Origin of the sequence: Roseateles aquatilis, assembly GCF_002205645.1 — a bacterium.
Taxonomy (GTDB): domain Bacteria; phylum Pseudomonadota; class Gammaproteobacteria; order Burkholderiales; family Burkholderiaceae_C; genus Roseateles; species Roseateles aquatilis.
Genome location: NZ_NIOF01000016.1, coordinates 55,197 through 78,133 on the forward strand (window position 1 = coordinate 55,197; position 22,937 = coordinate 78,133).

At 71.9% G+C, this 22,937-nt stretch carries 18 protein-coding genes; 3 read left to right on the plus strand and 15 right to left on the minus strand.

The window, feature by feature from the left end; all coding sequences use genetic code 11:
• Positions 1-13: 13 nt before the first annotated feature.
• The 11 genes from CDN99_RS24265 to CDN99_RS24315 form a co-directional block, all read right to left on the minus strand.
• Positions 14-493 (minus strand): DUF411 domain-containing protein, encoded by a 480-nt coding sequence (locus CDN99_RS24265; protein WP_193531744.1) that lies wholly within the window; start codon positions 491-493, stop codon positions 14-16.
• 5 nt (positions 494-498) lie between these two features.
• Positions 499-1,053, minus strand: a complete 555-nt coding sequence (locus tag CDN99_RS24270; RefSeq protein WP_088387659.1) for a cupredoxin domain-containing protein — start codon at positions 1,051-1,053, stop codon at positions 499-501.
• A gap of 139 nt (positions 1,054-1,192) precedes the next feature.
• Positions 1,193-2,638: a sensor histidine kinase gene (locus CDN99_RS24275; protein WP_088387661.1), complete on the minus strand. Its 1,446-nt coding sequence runs from the start codon at positions 2,636-2,638 to the stop codon at positions 1,193-1,195.
• 37 nt (positions 2,639-2,675) lie between these two features.
• The gene (locus CDN99_RS24280; RefSeq protein ID WP_088387663.1) at positions 2,676-3,356 is read right to left on the minus strand and encodes a response regulator transcription factor; all 681 of its coding nucleotides are present in this window, start codon (positions 3,354-3,356) and stop codon (positions 2,676-2,678) included.
• 105 nt (positions 3,357-3,461) lie between these two features.
• Positions 3,462-4,187, minus strand: coding sequence for an MgtC/SapB family protein (locus tag CDN99_RS24285; protein ID WP_088387665.1), 726 nt, complete (start codon positions 4,185-4,187; stop codon positions 3,462-3,464).
• A 37-nt stretch (positions 4,188-4,224) separates the two neighbouring features.
• A complete protein-coding gene (locus CDN99_RS24290) occupies positions 4,225-5,820 on the minus strand; it encodes a TolC family protein (protein ID WP_141100965.1) in 1,596 nt (531 codons plus the stop codon).
• A complete protein-coding gene (locus CDN99_RS24300; RefSeq protein WP_088387669.1) occupies positions 5,817-8,942 on the minus strand; it encodes an efflux RND transporter permease subunit in 3,126 nt (1,041 codons plus the stop codon). Before CDN99_RS24300 ends, CDN99_RS24290 begins: the two co-directional genes overlap by 4 nt.
• The gene (locus tag CDN99_RS24305) at positions 8,935-10,077 is read right to left on the minus strand and encodes an efflux RND transporter periplasmic adaptor subunit (protein ID WP_088387671.1); all 1,143 of its coding nucleotides are present in this window, start codon (positions 10,075-10,077) and stop codon (positions 8,935-8,937) included. Before CDN99_RS24305 ends, CDN99_RS24300 begins: the two co-directional genes overlap by 8 nt.
• Before the next feature lie 78 nt (positions 10,078-10,155).
• Positions 10,156-10,521: a hypothetical protein gene (locus CDN99_RS24310; RefSeq protein WP_088387673.1), complete on the minus strand. Its 366-nt coding sequence runs from the start codon at positions 10,519-10,521 to the stop codon at positions 10,156-10,158.
• A 132-nt stretch (positions 10,522-10,653) separates the two neighbouring features.
• Entirely contained in the window at positions 10,654-10,986 is a 333-nt protein-coding gene (locus CDN99_RS28465) for a hypothetical protein (protein WP_141100967.1), read from the minus strand.
• A gap of 450 nt (positions 10,987-11,436) precedes the next feature.
• Complete coding sequence (locus CDN99_RS24315; protein WP_088387675.1) at positions 11,437-12,882, minus strand: NAD-dependent succinate-semialdehyde dehydrogenase; 1,446 nt, start codon at positions 12,880-12,882, stop codon at positions 11,437-11,439.
• Positions 12,883-13,221: 339 nt separating this feature from the next.
• Between CDN99_RS24315 and CDN99_RS24320 the strand changes: the two genes are divergently transcribed.
• Entirely contained in the window at positions 13,222-14,064 is an 843-nt protein-coding gene (locus tag CDN99_RS24320) for a TlpA disulfide reductase family protein (protein WP_088387677.1), read from the plus strand.
• Between the two features lie 103 nt (positions 14,065-14,167).
• Complete coding sequence (locus CDN99_RS24325; protein ID WP_158218951.1) at positions 14,168-16,690, plus strand: DUF3772 domain-containing protein; 2,523 nt, start codon at positions 14,168-14,170, stop codon at positions 16,688-16,690.
• A 180-nt stretch (positions 16,691-16,870) separates the two neighbouring features.
• Here the strand turns inward: CDN99_RS24325 and CDN99_RS24330 are convergent, their stop codons facing one another.
• The 4 genes from CDN99_RS24330 to CDN99_RS24345 all read right to left on the minus strand — a co-directional run bounded on the left by CDN99_RS24330 (position 16,871) and on the right by CDN99_RS24345 (position 21,700).
• Positions 16,871-17,950 (minus strand): porin, encoded by a 1,080-nt coding sequence (locus CDN99_RS24330; RefSeq protein ID WP_088387681.1) that lies wholly within the window; start codon positions 17,948-17,950, stop codon positions 16,871-16,873.
• 181 nt (positions 17,951-18,131) lie between these two features.
• The gene (locus CDN99_RS24335) at positions 18,132-19,127 is read right to left on the minus strand and encodes a Bug family tripartite tricarboxylate transporter substrate binding protein (protein WP_088387788.1); all 996 of its coding nucleotides are present in this window, start codon (positions 19,125-19,127) and stop codon (positions 18,132-18,134) included.
• A 237-nt stretch (positions 19,128-19,364) separates the two neighbouring features.
• Complete coding sequence (locus CDN99_RS24340) at positions 19,365-21,038, minus strand: sensor histidine kinase (RefSeq protein WP_238139689.1); 1,674 nt, start codon at positions 21,036-21,038, stop codon at positions 19,365-19,367.
• On the minus strand, positions 21,035-21,700 hold the full coding sequence (locus CDN99_RS24345) for a response regulator (RefSeq protein ID WP_088387684.1): 666 nt from the start codon (positions 21,698-21,700) through the stop codon (positions 21,035-21,037). The genes CDN99_RS24340 and CDN99_RS24345 overlap by 4 nt, the downstream gene beginning before the upstream one ends.
• Before the next feature lie 268 nt (positions 21,701-21,968).
• Here CDN99_RS24345 and CDN99_RS24350 point away from each other — a divergent pair, with 268 nt between their 5' ends.
• Positions 21,969-22,910, plus strand: a complete 942-nt coding sequence (locus tag CDN99_RS24350) for a bestrophin family protein (protein WP_088387686.1) — start codon at positions 21,969-21,971, stop codon at positions 22,908-22,910.
• Positions 22,911-22,937: the final 27 nt, after the last annotated feature.

Below are 22,937 nucleotides of genomic sequence, written 5' to 3' on the forward strand. Positions count from 1 at the left end.
CCCCGGGCGGCGCTCAGGCGTAGGACTGAAAGATCCTCGTCGCGCCGCCCTTGAGCACCAGCAGCACGTCATACGGCTGGGTCCGGTTGCCGTAGTCCGGCCCGTCCATCCCTGGACTGCCCAGCGGCATGCCGGGCACGGCCAGGCCCACGGCCTGGGGGCGTTCCTTGAGCAGGCGCCTGATCTCGCGCGCGGGGACGTGGCCCTCGATCGCATACCCCTCGATGCGCGCCGTGTGGCATGAACCCAAGGCCACGGGCATGCCCAGCGCCTTGCGCGCGTCGGTGTTGCCGTCGTTGTGGATGGTGCCGATGGCGAAGCCCTGCGCCTGCAGGTGCGCGAGCCAGTCCTTGCAGCATCCGCACTCGGGGGACTTCCACACCTCGACGACCGGCGCGGACGCCTTCGCCGACGTCAGCACCGGCGCCGCGCCGATCAGCGCCAGGCCCAGGCCGGACCGGACCACATGCCTTCGATGGATCGAGTGGCTCATGCCCATCAATGCCCGTGATTGGCCTGGCCGTCCACCGCCTTCGGCACGGCCTTGGCCGGCGCGGCCTTGGCGTCCAGCTTGGCGACCGTCACGGCGCCCTTCATGCCGGCGTCGTAGTGACCCGGCTGCAGGCAACCGAAATCGACCTTGCCCGCCTTGGTGAACTGCCAGATCACCTCGCCCGTCTTGCCGCCCGCCAGGGTGACCATCTGCGGATCCTCGTGCTCCATCTCGGGGTTCTTGAGCATGGCCTGGTAATGCGCCTTCAATTCCTGCTCGGTGCCGAGCACGAATTCGTGCTTGACCTGCCCGGAGTTCTTCACCTTGAAGCGGATCGTCTCGCCTTGCTTGACCTGGATGCTGGCGGGCGAGAAGCGCATGGTGTCGGTCATGTCCACCACGACGGTGCGGGTGACCTGCCGTGCCTGGCCGGGCTTGCCGATGGCGCTGTCCTCGCCGCCATCGCCGTGGCCATGGCCGCCGGCATGGTTGCCCGCGGCGATGGCGGCGCCGGCGCCGACCGCGAGCAGGGCCGCGACAAAGAGGGAATGACGGTTCATGAGCGATTCCTTGAGAAGGGAGGTTCAATGTCGCGGCCGGCGACGGCACGCACCAGGGCAGGTCCAGGGAGGGACCAGGGACCGGGCCACTGTAGGCACGGCCATCCGTCAGTGACCGAACGGGAACATGACAGCGCCGTCATGTTGCCGGCCTTTCGGGCGCGGACGCGCGCTCCGTCGGCAGCCGCACCGTGAAGCGTTCGCCGCCGAGCGGCGACGGCTCGACCTCGATGCACCCGCCCAGCACCCGCGCGATCGACTGGCACAGCGCCAGGCCCAGGCCGGTGCCCGGCACCTCGTCGCCGCGCGCGGAGGCGCCCCGGTAGAAGCGCTCGAACAGATGCGGCCGTTCATGGTCGGGCACGCCGGGGCCGTCGTCCTCGACGGTGATGCGCGCGCCGTCGTCGTCGGCGCCCAACGACACGAGCACCATGCCGCCCGCCGCGTTGTACTTGATCGCGTTGTCCACCAGGTTGGACACCACCAGCGCCAGCATCGGCGGCACGGCGCGCAGGCCCGCCGTCGGCGCCATGGCCGTCTCGACCACGTCCAGGCGCACCCGCACGCCATGCCGCTGCGCCGTCCCCTGCGCGCGCCGCACGACCTCCTCCACCAGCTGGACCAGCGCCACCGGGGCCTGCTGCCCGGATTCCTGGCCGGAGTCCAGCCGGGCGAGCGTCAGCAACTCCTCGACCAGCATCGTCAGCCGCTCGACCTCGTCCAGGCAGGATTGCAGCGCGCCGACGTACTCGACGCCGTCGCGCGGGCGGCGCAAGGTGATCTCCAGTTCCGCGCGCAATCGCGACAGCGGCGATCGCAGCTCGTGCGACGCGTCCGCGGTGAAGCGGCGTTGCGCCTCGAAGGCCCGCTCCAGCCGCGCGAGCATGTCGTTCAGGGTGTCGACCAGCCGGCCGATCTCGTCGCGGCTGCCGGGATGGGGCAGGCGGTCCGACAGGTTGTGATCGCCGATCCGCTGGGCCTGCCGGACCACGTCGTCGATGGCGCCGAAGACCCGTCCGGTCAGCAGCGCGCCCGCCAGCGTGATCACCACGACCAGCACGATGCCCATGGACAGGAACATCAGCCCGGCCGAGTCGACCGCATGGTCGACATCGTCCAGCGAGCCCGCCACCTGCACCGCGAAGGCGCGACCCGGCGCCCGCACCGGCACCGAGACGCGGCGCGTGGGCTCCTCGCCGTAGGACAGGTTCTCGAAGACGGCCTCGCCGCCGGCCAGCCGCGCCAGCAGCGCCGCGTCCGTCGGCAGGGTCGACGCGCCGAGGTTGGCGCTGCGCGCCAGCACCCCGCCGCGCGCGTCGATGATCTGCACCAGCCGGTCCAGCCGCGCATACGACGGCGGCGCCGCGCCGTCGGCGCGCTCGTGCACGGTGACGGGCAGGTCGGGATGGTCCGCCAGCGTGCTCGCTTCCTGCTCGGCCAGGGCCAGCAGCGCGCCGTCCAGTTGGCCGCGCAACGCGGTGACCAGGCTCAGGTAGGTCAGCGACGCGGCCACGGCCAGCACCGCCGCGATGACGACGACGTGGACCAGCGCCAGGCGGCGGCGGAAGCTGAGGAAGGTGGGCATGACTCGTCGCGGTGGCCGTCGGGGATGTTGATCGTCCTCAGGCACCGCCGGTCCCGCGCAGGCGGAAGCCGCTGCCGCGCACCGTCTCGATCAGCGGCGCCCGGCCGGGCGCGTCGATCTTGCGGCGCAGCTTGCTCATGTAGGCGTCGATCAGGTTGTCGATGCCGGGCAGCTCGTCGTGCCAGATCTGCTCGGCCAGCCGCTGGCGGCTGATCACGACGCCGGGTTGCCGCATCAGCGCCTGCAGCACGGCGAACTCCCTGGGCGTCAGTTCGATGGCCCGGCCGTCGCGCTCGACGCGCTGCGTCGCGGGATCCAGCGTCAGGCCGGACACGGCCAGCACCGGCGGACGCGTCATGTCCGAGCGTCGCAGCAGCGCCCGCACGCGGGCCAGCAGCTCCTCGAACTCGAAGGGCTTGGTCAGGTAGTCGTCGGCGCCGGCATTGAGGCCCGCGACGCGGTCCGACAGCGCGTCGCGCGCGGTGAGCATCAGGATGGGCACCTGCTGCCCGCGCGCCCGCAGCGTGCGGCACAGCGCCAGGCCCTCGCCGTCGGGCAGCATCCAGTCGAGCACGACGAGGTCGTGCGTCGAGACGAACGAGGCCTCGTCCGCCTCGGCGACGCTGGCCGCCGTGTCGACGACAAACCCTTCCTCCTGCAGGCCACGCGCCAGCAGCCGGGCCGCCTTGCGGTCGTCATCGACCAACAGAATCCTCATTCGCCTGTCCCTCCCCTGTCCTCGCGCATCGCGACGCGGTCGCGCGCCCTCGTGTCGCCACGATCGCGCAGTCTCGCATGTCGACGACGGCTCGATCTTGGCGCGTCAGTCCTCGCTCGACGCGTTCCAGAACGCCTGCGACACGCCGGGCAGTTGCTCCAGCTCGCGCATCACCGCCTCCATCTGCTCCGGCACGACGGCGGTGGCGAAGAGCGTCGCCTCGATCTCCGAGTCGGTCTGCCCGAACGGGTGCTGCTGGATGTCCCGCGCCGGATACCGCGCCGACTCCAGCCGCTCCGACACCGCCTCCAGGACCTCGGCGCGGCGGCTGCGCTCGCAGATCACGTAGACCGAGTAGGTCGCCTCGGACGACTCCTCGCTCAGCGGGCGCCGGTTGATGCGGTTCACCACCGGGCGCAGCAGCGTGTTGGCCGCCAGCACGTAGAAGGCGGCCAGCATCGCCTGCGCGTGCAGGCCGGCGCCGGCGCACGCCCCCACCGCCGCCGATCCCCACAGTGTCGCGGCCGTGTTGAGGCCGCTGACATTGGCGCCCTCCTTCATGATCGCGCCGGCCCCCAGGAAGCCGATGCCGGAGATCACGTACGCGATCACCTGCATCGGCCCCGGCGACCCGCCATGCAGCGCGTTGAACTGCACGGCGAGGTCCACGAAGACCGCGGCGCCGACCGCCACCAGCGCATTGGTCCGCAGCCCGGCCGTGCGCTGCCGCACCTGCCGCTCGAAGCCGATCAGGCCGCCCAGCAGGAAGGCGACGGTCACGGCGTGCAGGCTGGCCAGCACGTTGGTCGCGGCGAAGGAATCGAAGCTCATCCGGTTCTCCCCGGGGCGGGCCGACGGGCCCCGCCCCTCACAAGGTCGGCTTGCCGCCGACGCTCAATTGCAGTTGCACCGTCGCGGACGCCAGATCGCTGCGGGCCTGCAGATAGGCCAGGTAGGTGTCGTCCGCCGCGCGTTGCGCGGACAGCAGTTCCAGCAGCGAGGCGGCGCCGTGACGGTAGGACGTCCTCATGCCTTCGAGGACGCGCTGCGAGTCTCCCAGCGTCATATCTCGGTAACGTGTCAGGTTTTCCCGCGAGGCCAGGTACTGCGCGTGGGTGACCCGGACGTCCGCCTGCGCCTTGAGCTCGGTCTGGCGCAGCGCCAGCAGCGCCTGCGTCACCGCCGACTCCGCCTGCACCAGGTCGCCCCGGTTCAGGCGCGACAGCGGGATCGGCACCGAGACCGAGAACGACAGGGTGTTGGAGCGCGGCGACGGGTCCACCGGCGATCCGTCCGCGCCCAGGCTCCGCCGCCCCTGCGGCGTGTAGCCGTAGCTGACGCCGACGCTGGGGTCGACCTGGCGATTGGCGCGCACCAGGTCGGCGGCGGCGCGCGCGCTGTCCAGCGCGGCGCGGGCGATCAGCACGTCGTCGCGCTCGCGCAGCGCCTGGACTTCCAGCGCCTCCACGTCGGCCAGCGCGCCGGTCTCCTGGAACTCGCAGCGCGGCAACTGAGCGCCGAACTCCTCCGACCAACGCCGGCCCAGCGGCGCCGCCAGGCGCTCCATCGCACCGCGCGCGTCGGCGCGGGCCTTCACGACGGTGGCCAGGAACTGGTCGCGCTCGTTGCGCGATTGCAGCAGCTCCAGGCCGCCGAGATCGCCGGCGCCGTGCCGCACCTCGTTCAGCCGCACGATCTCGGACATCGCGCGCAGCGACTCCTCCTGGCGGGCGAGCGCCTCCCGCGTGCGGCAGACCTCGATGAAGGCATCCGCGGCGTCCGCGTAGGCCTGGCGCGTCACGCCCAGCAGCGTCGCTTCGCCCAGCCGCACCTGGCTCTCGGCCACCTGGACGCGGCGGGCGCGCTTGCCGCCGGTCTCGATGGTGTAGCTCAGGCCGATGCTCTGCGCGAGGCGCGGCTTGGGCTGCACCTCGCGGCTGAACTCGACCGGGCCGGCGCTCAGCGACAGCGACGGATCCGGCCGCAGGCCGGCGATGCCGACGCCCGCGCGCGCGGCCACGACCGCCTCGCGCTGCGCGGCGACGTCATTGCTGGAGCGCGAGACCGCGTCCAGGTAGCGCCCGAAGTCGACCTCCGGCGCGGCCGCGCCGGACGGCGTCGAGGCGGGTGAAGGCGCCGCCGCCATCGCCGATGTCGATGTCGATGTCGATGTCGATGTCGATGTCGATGCCGGTGTCGATGCCGGTGCCGGTGCCGGTGTCGGTGTCGGTGTCGGTGCCGACCTTGACGTCGCCGCCTGCGCGTCGGTCGGCAAGGTGGCCCATGCCGACACCAGGCAGAGCGACAGGCCGACGCGGCCGAGCAGCATCGCCGCGTCCCGCAGGAATGGATCGCCCAGGACGCCGCCCCGCGGGAGGGCGCCGCGCAGCACGGCGCCGCGCAGGACCGCCGCGCGGCGCGCGACGAGCCACAGGCGGCGAGGAAGGAAGACCGGACGGCTCATGCGAGTTGCTCCGTGGCGTTGTCGTCGAGGTCGCGGCGGACCGCGCGTTCGGCGGAGACCCGTTCCGCGCGGGCCTCGATCCAGTGATAGAGGGCCGGCACCAGCAGCAGCGTCAGCAGCGTGGCGGTGACCAGTCCGCCGACGACCACCGTCGCCAGCGGGCGTTGCACGTCGCTGCCCAGGCCGGTGGCCAGCATCGCGGGCGTCAGGCCCAGCGCCGCGACCGTGGCGGTCATCAGCACCGGCCGCATGCGGCTGGCCGCGCCTTCCAGCACCGCGTCGCGCAGCGGCCGGCCGTCCTCGGCGCGCAGCCGGTTGATCTGCGCCACCATCAGCACGCCGCCCAGCACGGCGACCCCGAACAGCGCGATGAAGCCGACCGCGCTCGACACGTTCAGCGTCATGCCGCGCAGATGCAGCGCCGCGAAGCCGCCGATCATGGCCAGCGGCACCACGCCCAGCACCAGCAGCGGCTGGCGCAGGTTGCGGAACTCCGCGAACAACAACAGCAGCATCACGCCCAGCGTCAGCGGCAGGATCACCGCCAGGCGCTGCTGCGCGCGTTGCAGGTTCTCGAACTGACCGCCCCACTCGACGTGGAAGCGCTGATGGTCGTAGCGCAGCCGCTGCGCCAGCGCGGGTTCGGCCTGGGCCAGGAAGCTCGACAGATCGCGCCCGCGGGTGTTGAGGCGCACGATGACGTGGCGCTCGCCCATCTCGCGCACGATGACGCTCTCCCCCACCGTGGTGCGGATGCGTGCCACGTCCGACAGCGGGACCTGCGCGCCGCCCGCGCCGGTGAGCCGCAGATCCGCGATGGCCTGCGGGCTGGCGCGCGACTCGGGCGTGAAGCGCACCGTCATGTCGTAGTGCTTCTCGCCGACGTAGACCTGCCCGATCGACGCGCCGCCGATGCCGGTGGAGATCAGGTTGGCCACGTCCGCCGCGTTGACGCCCAGCCGCGCCGCGGCGGCGCGGTCCAGGTCGATGCGCAGGTTGGGCAGCGGCGGCTCGACGTCCACCGCCACGTCGGCCGCGCCGGGAATGCCGCGCAGCACCTCCGCGGCCTGCGCCGCGATGCGGCGGCCCTCGTCCAGGTCGTCACCGAAGATCTTGACCACCAGGTCGCTGTGCGCGCCGGACAGCTTGTCCTGCACGCCGTCGATCATCGGCTGCATGAAGGACACGTCGTAGCCCGGCATGCGCGCGTAGCGCTCGCTCAGCCGCCTGATCAGGGCCTGCTTGCCACCGGGCGTGGTCCAGGTGTCGTAGGGCTTGAGGCCGATGCTGGCCTCGATGTGCGACGGGGTCCAGTAGTCGGTGCCGTCGTCGTTGCGCCCGGTCTGCGTGACCATGTAGGACACCTCCGGAAAGCCCAGCGTGACGCGGCGCAACTCGTCGGCCATGCGGCCGGCCTTGTCCAGCGTGATGCCGGGCGGCATCTGCACCTGCAGCCAGATCGAGCCCTCGTCCAGGTAGGGCAGGAAGTCGCGGCCGATGGTCCCGGCCAGCGCCGCCAGCGCGATCACCGCGCCGCCCACCGTGGCGACCAGCCAGCGCCGCGGCCCGACGGCGCGCCCGAGGAAGGCCGCGTAGCGCCGCTGCATCGCCTCCAGCACGCGGTTGTGGAAGATCCTGCGCGGCCGGCGGAAGGCCAGCCAGGCCAGCGCCGGCGTCAGCGTCAGCGCCACCAGCAACGCGCCGACCAGCGCGGCGCCGACCGCGTAGGCCATCGGGCTGAACAGCTTGTACTCGATGCGCTCGAACGCGAACAGCGGCAGGTAGGCGGCGGCGATGACGCCCATGCCGAAGAAGATCGGCCGCGCCACCTGCAGCGTGGCCACGATCGCGTCGCGCGGCGTCAGCAGCCGCCGGGCCTCCTGCTCGCGACGACGCAGGATGTTCTCCACCACCACGACGGCGCCGTCGACCAGGATGCCGAAGTCGATCGCGCCCAGCGACAGCAGGTTCGCCGGCACCTTGGCATGGTGCATGAACACGAACGCGAACAGCAGCGCCAGCGGGATGGTCGCGGCCACCACCAGCGCCGCGCGCGGGCTGCCCAGGAACAGCAGCAGCACCAGCGTCACCACCACCATGCCCTCGACCATCGTGTGGCTGACGGTGCGGGCGGTCTTCTCGATCAACGTCGAGCGGTCCAGGTAGGGCACGAGCTTGACGTCGCCCGGCAGCAGCTTGGTGTTGAGCTCGTTCACCGCGGCGTGGATGCCGTCGAGCGCGCGCGACGGGTTGGTCTCCTTGAGCAGCAGCACGATGCCCTCGACGGTGTCGCTGTCGCCGTCCTTGCCCAGGATGCCGCGGCGCTCGACGTTGCCGTAGGTCAGCCGGCCGAGGTCCTTGACCAGCACCGGCACGCCGCCGGAGGTCTTCACCACGACATTGCCCATGTCGTCCAGCGAGCGCAGCAGGCCCACGCCGCGCACGACGTAGGACTGCTCGCCGCGGTCGACGACGCTGCCGCCGCCGCTGTTGTTGTTGGCGTTGATCGCCTCGACGACCTGGCTCAGCGTCAGCTTGTACTGGGTCAGCCGCGCGGGATCGAGCTCCAGCATGAACTGCGTGGTCAGGCCGCCGAAGTTGGTCACGTCGACGACGCCCGTGGCCTTCTTGAGCCGCGGGATGACGGTCCAGAACTGCAGCTCGGACAGCTCGCGCAGGCTGCGGCCGGGGCCCTGCAGCGTGTAACGGTAGATCTCGCCGGTGGGCGAGGTGTAGGGGTCCAGGCCGGGCGTCGCGCCGTAGGGCAGCGACACCTCGGCCAGGCGCTCCTGCAGGCGCTCGCGGGACCAGTAGCCCTCGACGCCGTCCTGGAAGACGACAGTCACCAGCGACAGGCCGAAGAGGCTGCGCGTGCGCAGCACCTGCATGCCGGGCGTGCCCAGCAGCGCGCGCTCGATGGGGATGGTGATCTGCTGCTCGACCTCCTCGGCCGCCAGGCCGTTGACCTGCGTCACGATCTGCGAAGTGACGTCGGCGATGTCGGGATAGGCCTCGATCGGCAGTTGGCGGAAGCTGTGCACGCCGTACAGCGCGGCGAAGACGAACACCAGCCAGACGATGCCGCGCCGGTCGAAGCAGGTGGCGACGATGCGCTCAATCATTGAGGAGCACTCCTTCGCGGATGACGACGCGCTCGCCGGCGCGCAGGCCGGTCAGGACCTCGACGCCGTCGCCCAGCGACGCGCCCACCGTCACCTGCCGCGGCTGATAGCGGTGCGGCCCGACCTCGACGAAGACGCGTGTGAACAGGCCGCTCTGCAGCAGCGCGGTGGCCGGCACGACGGGCGCCTCGTGCGACGGCCCGGAGAACAGGACCTTCGCGAACATGCCCGGCCGCAGCCGGCCGTCGGCGTTCTCCAGGATGAGGCGGACCTTGACGGTGCGGGTCTCGGGGTCGAGCACCTCGCCGATATAGCGGACGGTGCCCTCGCGAGGCGCGTCGGGATAGGCGTTGAGCAGCACGCGGGCCTTCTGGCCGACGAAGACCTGCGCCAGGTCCTTCTCCGGCACCGCGGCGGTGATGGAGACGCTGCGCAGGTCCGCGATCGTCATCAGCGGCGCGTTGATGTCGTTCCAGTAGCCGCCCTGGGCGACGCTCATCTCGATGAGGCGCCCGCTCACCGGCGCCCGCACGACGAGCCGACGGCCGGTGGCGTCGCTGGCGCCGAGCTGCGCCAGCTTGGCCTGCGCGGTGCGCAGATCGCTGTCCGACTGGGCCTGCGCCAGCTGGGCGGCCTCCAGGTCCTTGCGCGGCGTGATGTCGGCGTCGAAGAGCAGCCGCTGGCGATCGAGGTCGCGACGCGATTGCAGCGCGGCGGCACGCGCCTTGGCGGCGTCGCCCTGGGCCGCGCTGACGTCGGCGGAATCGAGCGTGAACAACGCGTCGCCCGCGCGGACCTCGTCGCCGAGCGCGCGCTGCAGGCGCTCGACGCGTCCGCTGACCGGCGGCGTGATGCGGGCCAGGTGATCGGGCAGCGCCTCCACGGTGCCGGGCGCGGTGATCGGTTGCTCGACCTTGCGGCTGGGCACCGCGGCCACGATGACGCGGTCCCGCAGCGGCGAGCGCTCCGGCACGATCACGACGGCGCCGTCATGCCCGAGCGTGGTGGCGGCCGCCGCGGCCGCGGCGGGATTGGCGCCCGCCCCCGCGTCGGTGCCGTCGCAGGCGCCGAGCGCGAGCAGACAGGGGATGAGCAGGCAGGGCCAGGCGTGGCGACGCCTTGCGGATGTCCTCATGCGGATCTCCAGGGAAAGTCCAGGGATGGGAAGGAAGGTCTCGGGGGTCGCGCCGATGGACATCGGGCGGCCCGGGATTCAGCGGCCGAAGAGCGACGGGCCCAGGGCCTCGGGCGGCCGCACCAGCAAGCCCTGCAGCGGGACGTGGCGCGGCATGGGGACGACGTCGCGCGCGGCGGCCAGGGGCACGCGGCCGCGCAGCCGGCGGGGCAGCCGCGACAGCAGGTCCTGGCGACGGGGCTCGGGCAGCACCGACAGGATGTCGGCGGCGATGCGGCAGGACATCCCGGACAGTGCCTGGGCGAAGGCCGAGGGGCCGTGCCGGTCAAGGAGCCGATCGATGTGGCCGATCCGGCGCGACGCGACGGCGTCGCAGAGGGCGGCGCGCAGGGCATCGTGCCGCGCGCGGCGGAAGAGGAAGGGAACGGGGAAGAAACGCAGCATGAGGACACTCCTGCGGGCAGCGCGCCGCAAGGGAAGGTCCTCTCGCGTCAGACGGACAGGATCCCGGCGTGCGCCGCCCGCTGTGGCGGGACGGAACGGAAGCGGTCGGTTCGCGCTGGCGGGCAGCGCCAACTACTGGGGTCGGGATCCATGGGAACTCCGGGCGGTCGGGGTGAGAAAAGGTCCCGCCATGAAGCGGAACGGGCGCAGATTAGAGGAGGCATCCTGAAAATTCCCTGAACGCGGCAGGCCGTGCCTGTGGGCCGGCGAGACCGCCGACCTTCTTGGGATCGTGTCGAAGCCGCATTCGCCGCCGGGCCCGATGACCTCGATCCCACCCGGGCCCGTCGCGCTCGATTCGCCAACAGGTACGGCGCCATCAGGCGTCTGCGTCTCGCTGATGCCCAGCGTGGGCATCGCGTCGTGGGCGTCGAGCGCCAGGGGCTCGCGGACCCAGGCGGTCAAGCCGTCCTCCGTGTCGGTCGCCTTGCCGCCGATGCGATCACGGCCGGCCGGGCCCGCGAGCGGCGGCCCGACGCGAATGTCCGCCCGACCACGCCCGGGATCGCATGGCAGGCGGTACAGCCGTGCTGGCGGAAGGCGCGTCGCGGCATGACGCATGACGCATGACACACGACGAACGGACGCTGCTCTTGAAAGCAGCTCGTTGTCTCGGTGGGCGCGTCCCGCGGATGCGGGCAAGCCTTCGCAGCGAGGGGATGGGACGTCAGCGAGTGGTGGGGGTTCCAGTAGCAGTGCTGGACGAGTCTCGGAGCGCAGTGACGAGCGACGGACCGGATGTCAGCGAGCAAGCTCGCCGGGAGTCAGCGCTTCTTTTGCTTCCTTTTCTGGGCGCGACCAGAAAAGGGAGTCGCCCGCCGGGGCGAAATCCCGGCGGGCTGTGGGAAGGAGCGCTCAAACCCCGAGGATGGAGACGGCCTTGGTATTGAGGTAGGCCTCGAGGGCTTCGGGCCCTCCTTCGGAGCCATAGCCGGAGTCCTTGATGCCGCCGAAGGGCATTTCCGCGGAGGGGGTGGCGGGCTGGTTGATCCAGAGCATGCCGACCTCGACGCGTTGAGAAAGCAGATGGGCGTTCTTGATGGAGCGCGTGAACGCATAACCGGCGAGCCCGAACGGAAGGCGATTGGCTTCTGCGATTGCTTCTGGCAGCGTATCGAAGCCGCGCACAGCGGCCACTGGCCCGAAGGGTTCGTCGTTGAAGACGGAGGCGTCGAGCGGCACATCGGCCAGCACGGTGGGCGCGAAGAAATTCCCAGCCGTCCCGACGCGTTCGCCGCCTGTGGCGATCTTGGCGCCGCGCTCACGCGCCTGTGCGACGACCTTGGTCATGGCCACGACGCGCCGCTCGTTGGCGAGGGGTCCGAGGGTGGTGCCGTCGGCGAGGCCGTCGCCGAGTTTGAGGCTCTGGGCGTGCTTGACGAGCGCCGCGGTGAATTCTTCCTTGAGGCTGTTGTGGACGAGGAACCGCGTCGGCGAGATGCACACCTGCCCTGCGTTGCGGAACTTCGCCGCGCCTGCTGCCTTGACGGCGAGGGCCACGTCGGCGTCTTCCGCCACGATGACGGGGGCGTGGCCGCCGAGCTCCATGGTGACGCGCTTCATGTGCGCCCCGGCCAGCGCGGCCAGTTGCTTGCCGACCGGCGTGGAGCCGGTGAACGTGACCTTGCGGATGATGGGATGGGGGATCAGATAGCTGGAGATCTCGGCTGGGTCTCCGAAGACGAGGCCGACGGTGCCGGGAGGCACGCCCGCGTCGACGAAGGTCTGAAGCAACGCCGCCGGCGACGCGGGCGTTTCCTCGGGCGCCTTGACGAGGAAGGAGCATCCGGTGGCGAGCGCCGCGCCGAGCTTGCGCACGATCTGGTTGATCGGGAAGTTCCACGGCGTGAAGGCCGCGACCGGTCCGACGGGTTCCTTGAGGACCAGTTGCTGCGCGGCGAGGTTGCGGGACGGCACGATGCGGCCGTAGACGCGGCGGCCCTCGTCGGCGAACCAGTCGATGATGTCGGCGCCGGCCAAGACTTCGACCTTGGCTTCCGCGAGGGGTTTGCCCTGCTCCTGGGTCAACAGCCGGGCGATCTCCGGCGCCCGTTCCCGCAGCAGCGCGGCGGCGCGCCGCATCGTGGCGGCGCGTTCGTGGGCGGAGACATCGCGCCAGGTTTCGAAGCCCTTCTGCGCGGCGGCCAGCGCGCGATCCAGATCGGCGGTGCTGGCATGGGCGACCTTGCCGATGGTCTGGCCGGTGGCGGGATTGCGCACGTCGATGGTCTTGCCGCTGGCGGCGTCGACCCATTCGTTGGCGATCAGCAGACGGGTATCGGGGTAGGAGGAAGTCGTCATGGCGTGTCCTCGGCGCGCGTTGCGGGGACGCGCGCGATCGGCGGTTGTGGAACTTGGGGGATGACTCTACCCGCTTGCCGGGGCGAGGCCGGCGAGGCGGGGACTGCCCCCACGCGGCGGTGGCGCATTGAGCGCCCTGCGCCCGGATTCGCGATCGGCAGGGACCGCCGCGCGATGCTCGTGCGTCACACCGGGCGGTGAGAATCGCCCCACCGCCGCCCACCCCCGCCCCATGCAAGAGTTCACCCACCCGATCCCATTGGCCAGGGCCCGCCACCGCCTCCGCCACGGTCGGATCGCCATCGCCCCGATCGCCCCGATCGCCGAGCCGCCAGCCCCATGAGCGAAGTCTTCGCGCTCGGCCCCCTCGTCCTGCCCTGGGCCTTCCTGCACCTGTGCGCCGCCGTCGCCGTCTCCCTCGCCCTCGCGGCCTGGCTCGCCCGCCGCGGCGGTCAGGACAACACGCCCTTGCTGTGGCGCTGCCTGCTCGTCGCCGTGCTCTTCTCGCGGCTGGGTTTCATCTACCAATACAAGGAGCTCTACGCCGCCGATCCGCTGGGCCTGATCAACATCCGCGACGGCGGCTGGTCGCCCGACGTCGGCCTCATCGCGATGTGGCTGTACGCGACCTATCGGCTGCGCAAGCTGCCGGCGCTCGCGCGGCCGGTCGGAGGGCCGCTGCTGGCGGGGACCTTGCTGTTCGTCGTCGCGCAGGTTTCGATGGGCATGCGCTCGATCGAAGGCGAACTGCCGGCCTTGTCCTTCGAGACGCTGGACGGCGACCCCGTGCGCCTGGACGCCCTGCGCGGCAAGCCGGTCGTCGTGAACCTGTGGGCCACCTGGTGCGGCCCGTGCATCCGCGAGATGCCGGCGCTGCAGGCCGCGCAGCAGCGGCGAGCCGACGTCCACTTCGTGTTCATCAACCAGGGCGAGAGCCCGGAGCGCGTCGCCGCCTGGCTGCGGGGGCAACGACTGTCCCTGCGCAACGTGGCGCTGGACGAGCCCCGCCGCGCGGGCGCGGCGTTCCAGCAGCGCGCCTATCCGACGACGCTGTTCTTCGACGCCTCGGGCCGGCTCACCGGCCGGCGCGTGGGCGAGCTGTCGCAGGCGGCCCTGGAGGCCGGCGTGGCCCGCGCGGCGCCGGGCCGGGCGGGCTTGGAAGGAGGATCGAATGCACGCTGACCTGCAGCGACCGGAGACCGACGGGAGCGCCGATTGCCACTGCCGGGGCCCGTCGCCAGCGACGCCCTGCCCGAGCCTCGCGCCCTCGGCCGACCGATACCGGATGACCGCCCGCTCCTTCCGTTCCCGTCGCGACCGCGTCGCCTCGCCGACCTCCTCGCCGACCGCATCCACGACCGCCTTGCCGACCATCTGGCCAGCCTGGCTGATCCTGCCGTGGCGCCTGATCGCGCTGCTGATCCTGTGCATCGCCACGATGGCCGGCCCCGCCTTCGCGCAGGACCCGCCCGCGGACCAGGTCGACCCCGCCAAGCTGCTGGAATCCGCCCGCAAGGACATGGAGGCGATCCGCGCGACGCAGGACGACATGCTGGACGACGCCGCGCTGCAGGCCCTGCGCAAGCGCGCCCTGTCGGCGCAGACGCGGGCCCAGGAGGCGGCGTCCGCGCTCACGCCGGAGCTGACCGACGTGCAGGCGCGGCTGGCCCAGCTCGGCCAGCCCGCGGCCGGCGTCAAGGAATCGCCGGACGTGGCGGCGCAGCGCGCCCAGTTGATGCGCTCGGTGTCGACGCTCGACTCGCAGATCAAGCTTGCGCGGCTGCTGGCCGTGGAGGCCGAGCAGGCCATCACCACCGCGTCGGAGAACCGTCGCCAGCAACTCGGCGCCCGCTTGGGCGAGCGCGCGCCCTCCGTCCTGCAACCGTCGTTCTGGCAGGCGCTGGCCGCCGCCAGCACGCACGACCTGCAGCGCGCGGGCGAGTTCGGCGACGGCCTGCGCGCCTTGTGGCTGGCCGTGTCGCCCGGCGCCTGGGTCACGCTGGCGGTGGCGATCGCCGCGCTGCTGCTGGTCTGCGCCGGGCTGCGGCGCGCGCTGGCGCATGTCAGCGTCACGCGTGTGCCCGCCGGCCGCCTGCGGCGATCGCTGTACGCGATGGGCGAGCTCTCCGTCCGCACGCTTCGACCCGGCCTGGCCGCGCACGCGCTGCTGCTGACGCTGACCTCGGGCGCCACGCCCGCCCCGCCGCTCGCCGCCTGGCTGGACACGGTGGAGGCGATCGTCTGGTTCGGCGGTTTCGTGGCCGGCCTCGGGGCCGCGCTGCTGATGCCGTCCAAGCCGTCATGGCGGCTGCCGCCGGTGCCGGACGCGACGGCCACGCGGCTGGCCTGGCTGCCGCGCACCCTGGCGGCGGTCGTGGTGCTGGGCTGGATATCGTCGCGGTCCGCCGCGGCGCTGGACGCGAGCACGCCTTCGATCTGGCTGATCGACGTGCTGGCGACGCTGACCTTCATGGCGGTGCTCGGCACGGCCCTGTCGCGGCTGCGAGGACGCCGCCCGCCCGCCGACGCCAAGGCCCCGGGCGCTGCGCACGTCGCCGACGCCAGCGGCCATGCCAGCGCAACCGGTGCAGTCGGCGACACGGACACGACGGCGGTGCGCCCGGTGTGGCTGTCCATCGTTCGCGCGGCCGGCTGGCTGACGCTGGGCGGCGCGGGCCTGGCGATGCTGGTGGGCTTCATCCCGCTGGCGATGTTCGCCATGAACCAGGTGGTCTGGGGCCTGATCCTGCTCAGCGCCGCCTACCTGCTGACCCTGCTGGTGGACGACCTCTTCATGTCGCTGCTGGCCCCGGCGCCGGCGGCGCAGGGGGCGGAGCAGAAGGCGTCCGACCGCGCGGCGGATGCCGCCGCCAGCGGCGTGGCCAGCGCCCGCGAGCAGGCCGCCGTGCTGCTGTCCGGCCTGTGCCGCGTGCTGATCGGCTTTCTCGCGCTGATGCTGCTGCTGGCGCCCTACGGCGAAGGACCGCTGGACCTGTTCCGCCGCGCCGGCCGCTTCCAGGAGGGCCTGTCCATCGGCGAGCTCAGCCTGCGGCCCGTGATGCTGCTGCAGGGCCTGATGGTCATGCTGCTGGGTTTCGCCGCGGTGCGGCTGCTCAAGGCCTGGCTCGCCAAGCGCTACATGCCCACGACCCGGATGGACGCGGGCATGCGCACCTCGGCCACGACGCTGTTCGGCTACGTCGGCATGGTGGCGGTGGTGGCGGCGACGATGTCCGCCGTCGGCGTCGGACTGGAGCGGGTCGCGTGGGTGGCGAGCGCGCTGTCGGTGGGCATCGGCTTCGGCCTGCAGGCGGTGGTGCAGAACTTCGTGTCGGGCCTGATCCTGCTGGCCGAGCGGCCGGTGAAGGTCGGCGACTGGGTCTCGCTGTCCGGCGTCGAGGGCGACATCCGCCGCATCAACGTGCGCGCCACCGAGATCCAGATGGGCGACCGGTCCACGGTGATCGTCCCGAACTCGGAGTTCATCACCAAGATCGTCCGCAACGTCACCTACGGCGAGTCGCTCGGCATGGTGCAGTTCAAGCTGCCGCTGCCGATCGCCACGGACATCGACCGCGTCAAGGGGCTGGTGCTCGCGGCGTTCGCCGCCCATCCGGGCGTGCTGACCGCGCCGGGGCCCAACGTCCAGGTGGACGGGGTCGACGGCGCCAACCTGGTGATCAACGCCACCGGCTTCGTCAACTCGCCGCGCGCCGCCTACGGCGTCAAGAGCGACCTGCTCTTCGACGTGCTGACCCGGCTGCGTCAGGAGTACCTGCTGCCCGGCCAGGTCGCGCCGATCGGCTGAGGGAAGCATGGCCTGCCGGGCGCATCCACTGCGACAGCTCTTCCTTGAAGTCGCTCACCGTGCCGGTGAGGATTTCGCGGCGATGGCGATTCGCCCGCCGATCCGTGTGCGATTGGAGAAATGAAAAAGGGCCGCTGCGCTCCCGCGCAGCGGCCCTGGCCCGCCCCCGCGGAGGGAGGATCAGAAGCGGTGCTGGATGCCCAGGCCAAAGCTGGACTGCGTGTCGGCGAAGCCGTTGTCGTCGCGCGAGACGCTGACCACGCCGCCGTTCTTGGACTTGGCGTTGGAGGCGACGGCGTAGAGGCTGGTGCGCTTGGACAGCTCGTACTTGGCGCGCAGCGCGAAGAGGCGCGGGTCGTTGGTGCCGGAAGCGCCGCTGTCGATGTTCTGGAAGTAGACGACCGGCGTGATGCTCAGCGCGCCGGTGGCGGACCAGGTCGCGCCGATCCAGCTCATCGTGCTCTTCAGGTCGGTGCCGCCGACGGCGAACGACTTCGTGTAGCGACGCTGCGCCGCGAACAGCTTGACCGGCTTCCAGTCATAGGACACGCCCAGGTGCAGCGCCTTCTCCTTGTCGTAGCTGCCGCTGGTGATGGTGGTGCCGTTGCGCTGATCGACCACCAATGCCACCGAGAACGGGCCGGCCGTGTAGGCGCCGGCCACCGACAGGAAGCGGCCGGCGGCGTCGGAGCCCAGGACCTCGCCCAGCGCGTAGGTCGCGCCGACCTTCACCGGGCCGAAGGTGCCCTGGTACTTGATCAGGTTGGACACGCCCGTGACCATGCCGTCCTTGCGCGGCTGCGTCGCGATCTGGCCGCCGGACGTGGCCCAGGAATAGAACGGCGCATAACCCATCGGATCGAAGGGCAGCATGAAGTCGTAGGTCGTCGAGTACGAGCGGCCCGCGATCACGCGGCCGAAGTCGCCCTCCAGGCCGACGTTGGCCTGACGGCCCCAGAACGACGAGCCGGCGGCGCCGGTGTCGAAGCCGACCTCGGCCTCGAGCTGGAACACCGCCTTCAGGCCGCCGCCCAGGTCCTCGGCGCCGCGCAGGCCCCAGCGCGACGTGTTCATGCCGCCGGAGGTCACGGACAGGCGGCTGTCGCCGGCCGCGTTCAGCTTGTTGCGGTACTCCATCAGCACGTCGGCGATGCCGTAGACGGTGACGCTGCTCTGCGCGAAGGCGGACGGCGCGGCGCACAGCGCCAGCGCGCCGGCGGCGGCGGCCAGGCGGGTCATGGGGAGGCGGAAGGTCTTCATCGGAGAGTCTCCTGGTGTTGTCGTGAATGAAACGGAACGGGTGAAACGGGAACGGTGAAACGGGCGAGGTGCCCGGTCAGGGGCGCGCGGGCCCCTGCACGCCGTGGCGCGCATGCGAAGGTCGGTGGTCGCTCCTTGGAGCGTGGGGCGGGAAGGCTCGGCTCAGCGGGGATCGCCCGCGTCAGCGTCGCAACCCGAAGCGGGTGGCCAGCTCGACGTACTGGCGGTTTTGCGCGTCGATGAGCTGACGCAGCGGCGCGCCGGTCAGCGCGAGGGGGAACAGGCCGTGGCTCGCGCGCAGGGTGTCGAACGCGGGCGTGGCCATCAGGTGCCGGAAGCTCGCGCCCCAGGCGTCGAACACGGCGTCGGACACCTTGGGCCCGACGTAGAAGCCGCGGATCGCGGGCCAGACGATGTCCACGCCCTGCTCGCGCGCGGTCTGCACACCGGCCAGCGGTCCCGGCAGGCGCTGCTCGGCGAGCACGGCCAGGACGCGAAACGGTCCGCCCGGCTGCAGCTTGTCGAAGACCTCGGACGCGTCGCCGGTGTAGACCTGCACATGGCCGCCCTTGAGCGCCGAGATGGCCTCGCCGCCGCCCTCGAAGGCGACGAACCGCATCGACTTGTGGTCGACGCCGGCCGCCGCGGCGACCAGCGCCGACTTGACCCAGTCCTGGCTGCCGATGGTGCCGCCCGCGGCGAAGCTGATCTTGCCGGGATCGGCCTTCAGCGCCGCGAGCAGGTCGGGCAGCGTCCGCCATGGCGACTGACGGCCCACCAGCACGACGCCGTAGTCCATGCCGATGGCGGCGACCCAGCGCACGTCGTCGACGCTGCGCTTGCCGAAACGGCCGTGCGACAGGTTCAGCAGCGAGCCGCTGGAGAACGCCACCAGCGTCTGCGGTTCCGCGGGGCGCCGCGTCACGATCTGGTCGAAGGCGATGGCGCCGACGCCGCCCGGCATGTAGGTGATGCGCATCGGCTGGCGCGTCAGGCCGGCCTGCTGGAAGGCGGCCTGCGTCAGCTTGCAGGTCTGGTCGAAGCCGCCGCCGGGCTTGGCCGGGGCGATGCACTCGGGCGCCGCGTCGCCGACGGGCAACGGCGTCGCGCCCGCGGCGGACACGGCGGGCGCCACCCGGCCGGGCTGCGCCCAGGCCGGGATCGGCGCGGCCAGCATCGCGGCCAACGCCATCGCGGGCACCGTCGCCAACAGCGGCGCGGCCACGCGGCGTCGGATCGCCGGCCATGTCGGGATCGTTCTCATCTTGTCTCCTCGCGGTGATCTGTCTCGCCGTCCGGTCGCCGTCGAAGATCGACGTCGCCGGGCGGTCGCTCGCCACCTGCTTGCGCCGGACTCTAGGAATCGAGGGCTTTCAGCCGCCTTTCAGCACCGACGGGAAAACCGCAGCTTGCATCAGGCCGGCCCGTGGGCCGCGGACGATGGACCTGCTTCACCGTCTTCGACCGGCGCGCCGGATGCGGTCGAAGGCGTTGATTCAGGCGATGTGGGCGATGTCGCCGCTGTCGTGGATGTCGCCGGTATCGCCGCTGTCGTCGATCCGGCCGACATGGCTCGCGGCGTCGGCGTCGGCGTCGGCGCGGAGAACGATGACCCATGTGGCGGCAGGCGCAAGGTGACCGCGGTGCCGCGCTCGCGCCCGTCGCCGTCGATGCGTGCCGGGGCCACCTCCATGTCGCCCTGGTGGCGGCGCACGATGGCCCGCACGATCGCCAGCCCCAGCCCGGAGCCCGGCAGATCCACGTTGCTGCCGCGGAAGAAGCGCTCGCCCGCGCGGGGGCGCTCGTCGGCGGGGATGCCGGGCCCGTCGTCGACCACGCGCAGGCTGGCGCCCTGTCCGCTGCTCGCGCCGCTCACGTTGCCCGTGCCGCTCGTGCCGCCCGCGTCGCCCGTGTCGCTTCCGACCTGCACCGTCACCTGCCCGCCCGGCGGCGTGTAGCGCAGCGCGTTGTGCAGCAGGTTGAGCAGCGCCTCGCGCAATTGCCCTTCATGGCCCAGCACCATCACCTCGTCCGGGGCGCGCTCGAAGCCCAGATCGACGCCGTGCTCGCGGGCCTGGGGCCAGCATTCGCGGGCGCAGCGATCGGCGAGCCGGTTGAGGTCGATGGGCGCCAGCGACAGCTCGGCCAGGTCGGCGCGGGCCAGCGCCAGCATCTGGTTGGTGCGGCGCACCGTGTCGTCGATCTCGCGCTTGAGCGCGGTCAGCGCCTCCGACACCCGCGCCGGATCGCGCTCGCGCCGCGCATAGCCGACCAGCGTCGCGAGCGTCGCCAGCGGCGTGCGCAGTTGATGGGACGCGTCGTCGACGAAGCGCCGCCGCCCATCGATCAGCTCGCGCTGCCGCGCCAGGTGGTGGTTGATCGCGCGCACCAGCGGCGCCGCGTCGGCGGGCACCTGCGTCTCGTCGACGGGCGAGAGGTCGTCGTCGGCGCGCGCCTCGACCTCGCGCCGCAGCCGGTCCAGCGGACGCAGCGCCCAGCCGATCACCAGCGCCAGCGTCCCGGTGACGATCACCACCGTCAGCAGGTCGCGCCAGACCGCCTGCATCAGCAGCGCGCGCGAGAACGCGTTGCGGGACGTGGTGCTCTCCGCCACCTGGATGATCATCCGGCGGCCGGGCCGCTCCGGATCGACCTCGCGCGCCCAGGCGCCGACGCGCACCGGCGCGCCGAAGTAGGTGGCGTCGATGAAACGCGGCACGCCGGTGGGCAGCGGCTGCGTCGGCAGCGGCAGGCCGGCGTTGCCGACCTCGACCAGGCCGTCCTCGGTGCTGACGCGGAAGAACACCTGCCCGCTGGCGGTCAGCTCGAAGAACTCCAGCATCCGGTACGGCAGCTCGACCGACAGGCCGCCGGTCTCCGTCGACACGTTGCCGTCGATGGCCTTGATGGCGCCCAGCAACGAGCGGTCGTAGGCGGAGTTGGCTGCCTGCAGCGCATTGCCCCAGGTCAGCGCCAGCTCGATGCCGACGGCCCCCAGCATCACCGGCAGCACCAGCGTCAGCAGCATCCGCCGCACGCTCAGCCGGTGCCAGCCGGCCGGCAGGCCCGGCCAACCCAGGCGGCTCACACCGCTTCCAGCACGTAGCCCAGGCCGCGCAGCGTCGTGATGCGGACCTTGCCGGACTCCAGCCGGCGCCGCAGCCGGTGCACCAGCACCTCGACCGCCTCGGGGCGCACGTCCTGCTCGTCGGAGAACAGGCGCTCCAGGATCTCCTGCTTGGACATGGGCTCGCCGCTGTGCTGGATCAAGGTGCGCAGCACCGCGTGCTCGCGCGGGGACAACGCCAGCGGCTCGCGCTCCAGGCTGAACTGCTTGGCGGCGGCGTCGTAGACCAGCGGGCCGCAGGAGAAACGCGGCTGGTCGCGCCCACGCGAGCGGCGGATCAGCGCGATCAGGCGGGCCTCCAGCTCCTGCAGCTCGAAGGGTTTGGCCAGGAAGTCGTCGGCCCCCTCGTGCAGCGTGCTGACCCGCTCCATCAGCGAATCACGCGCGGTCAGCACCAGCACCGGCACGCGCGAGTCGGCCTCGCGCAGCCGCGCCAGCACCTCGTGGCCGCCGAGGCCGGGCAGGCCCAGATCCAGGATCATCGCGTCGTAGCGCGTGGCGTCGAGCTGGCGCAGCACCAGCCGGCCGTCGTCCACCCAGTCCACGACGAAGTCGTTCTGGCCGAGCGCCTTCACCAGCCAGTCGGCCAGCGGCTTTTCGTCTTCGACAAGCAGGATGCGCATGGCGCGCGATGCTAGCGCAGGGGCGTACGGTGTCCCGTAGTGCCTTTCCACATGCGGGCTTCCCCGCATCGGCGCAGGAACGACGGCGTCGCGGCGCCGCCCCGATGCCGTCGCACCAGCACCAGCACCCGCGCCCGCGCCCGCCACCGGCGCGGCGGGCCCCTCGGCGCCTGGCGATCGATCGAGGCAAACGGCCAGCGCACTCCCGGCTCGCCCCGGCGCGGCGGCTGGGCTAAGCTGCCGGCCTCCGCGCCCACAGCCCCCCGCCATGATCGTCCGCGAGCGCCCGTCCGGCATCCGCCTCTTCTTCGCGATGCGAGGATCCATCCTCGGCCAGATCAAATGGACGCTGGCCGCCAACGTCGCGTTGGCGCTGCTGGTGACGCTCAGCCACGGGCGCCTGTTCGAGTACAAGCTGCAGGTCTCCGCGCTGCCGTTCTCGCTGATCGGCCTGCCGCTGGCCATCTTCCTGGGCTTCCGCAACAACGCCTGCTACGACCGCTATTGGGAAGCCCGCAAGCTGTGGGGCGACATCCTGCTGCGCGGCCGCAGCCTCGCGCGCCAGGTGCTGACGCTGATCGACGCGCCCACCGACGCCACCGCCGAGGCCGCCCTCGACGAGCGCCGCCGCATGGTGCGGCGCATGGCCGCCTTCGCGCACGCGCTCAAGCACCAGTTGCGCGGCACGCCCGACGTCGACGGCCAGGTCGCGCGCTGGCTGGACCGCGGCGAGGGCGATGCGTTGGCGTCGGTCTCCAACAAGCCGGCCGGCCTGATGCTGCGCATGGCGCAGGACCTGGCGTCCTGCCGGCGCCAGGGCCGCGTGGACAGCATGCTCGCGGCGTCCATCGACGCGACGCTGTCCGGCCTGACCGCCGCGGCCGCCTCCTGCGAGCGCATCAAGAATTCGCCGCTGCCCTTCCCCTACACGCTGCTGCTGCACCGCACGGCCCACCTGTATTGCTTCCTGCTGCCGTTCGGGCTGGTCGACTCGATGGGCGCGCTGACGCCGGTGGTCGTGGCCATCGTGGCCTACACCTTCTTCGGGCTGGACGCCGTCGGCGACGAGATCGAGGAGCCCTTCGGCCTGCGCGCCAACGACCTGCCGCTGGACGCGATCTGCCGCACGCTGGAGATCGACCTGCTGCAGTCGCTCGGCGAGACCGACGTGCCGCCGCCGCTGGAGCCGGTGGACTGCTGCCTGATGTAGGACGGACCGCCCGGCTCGCTGGGCTGC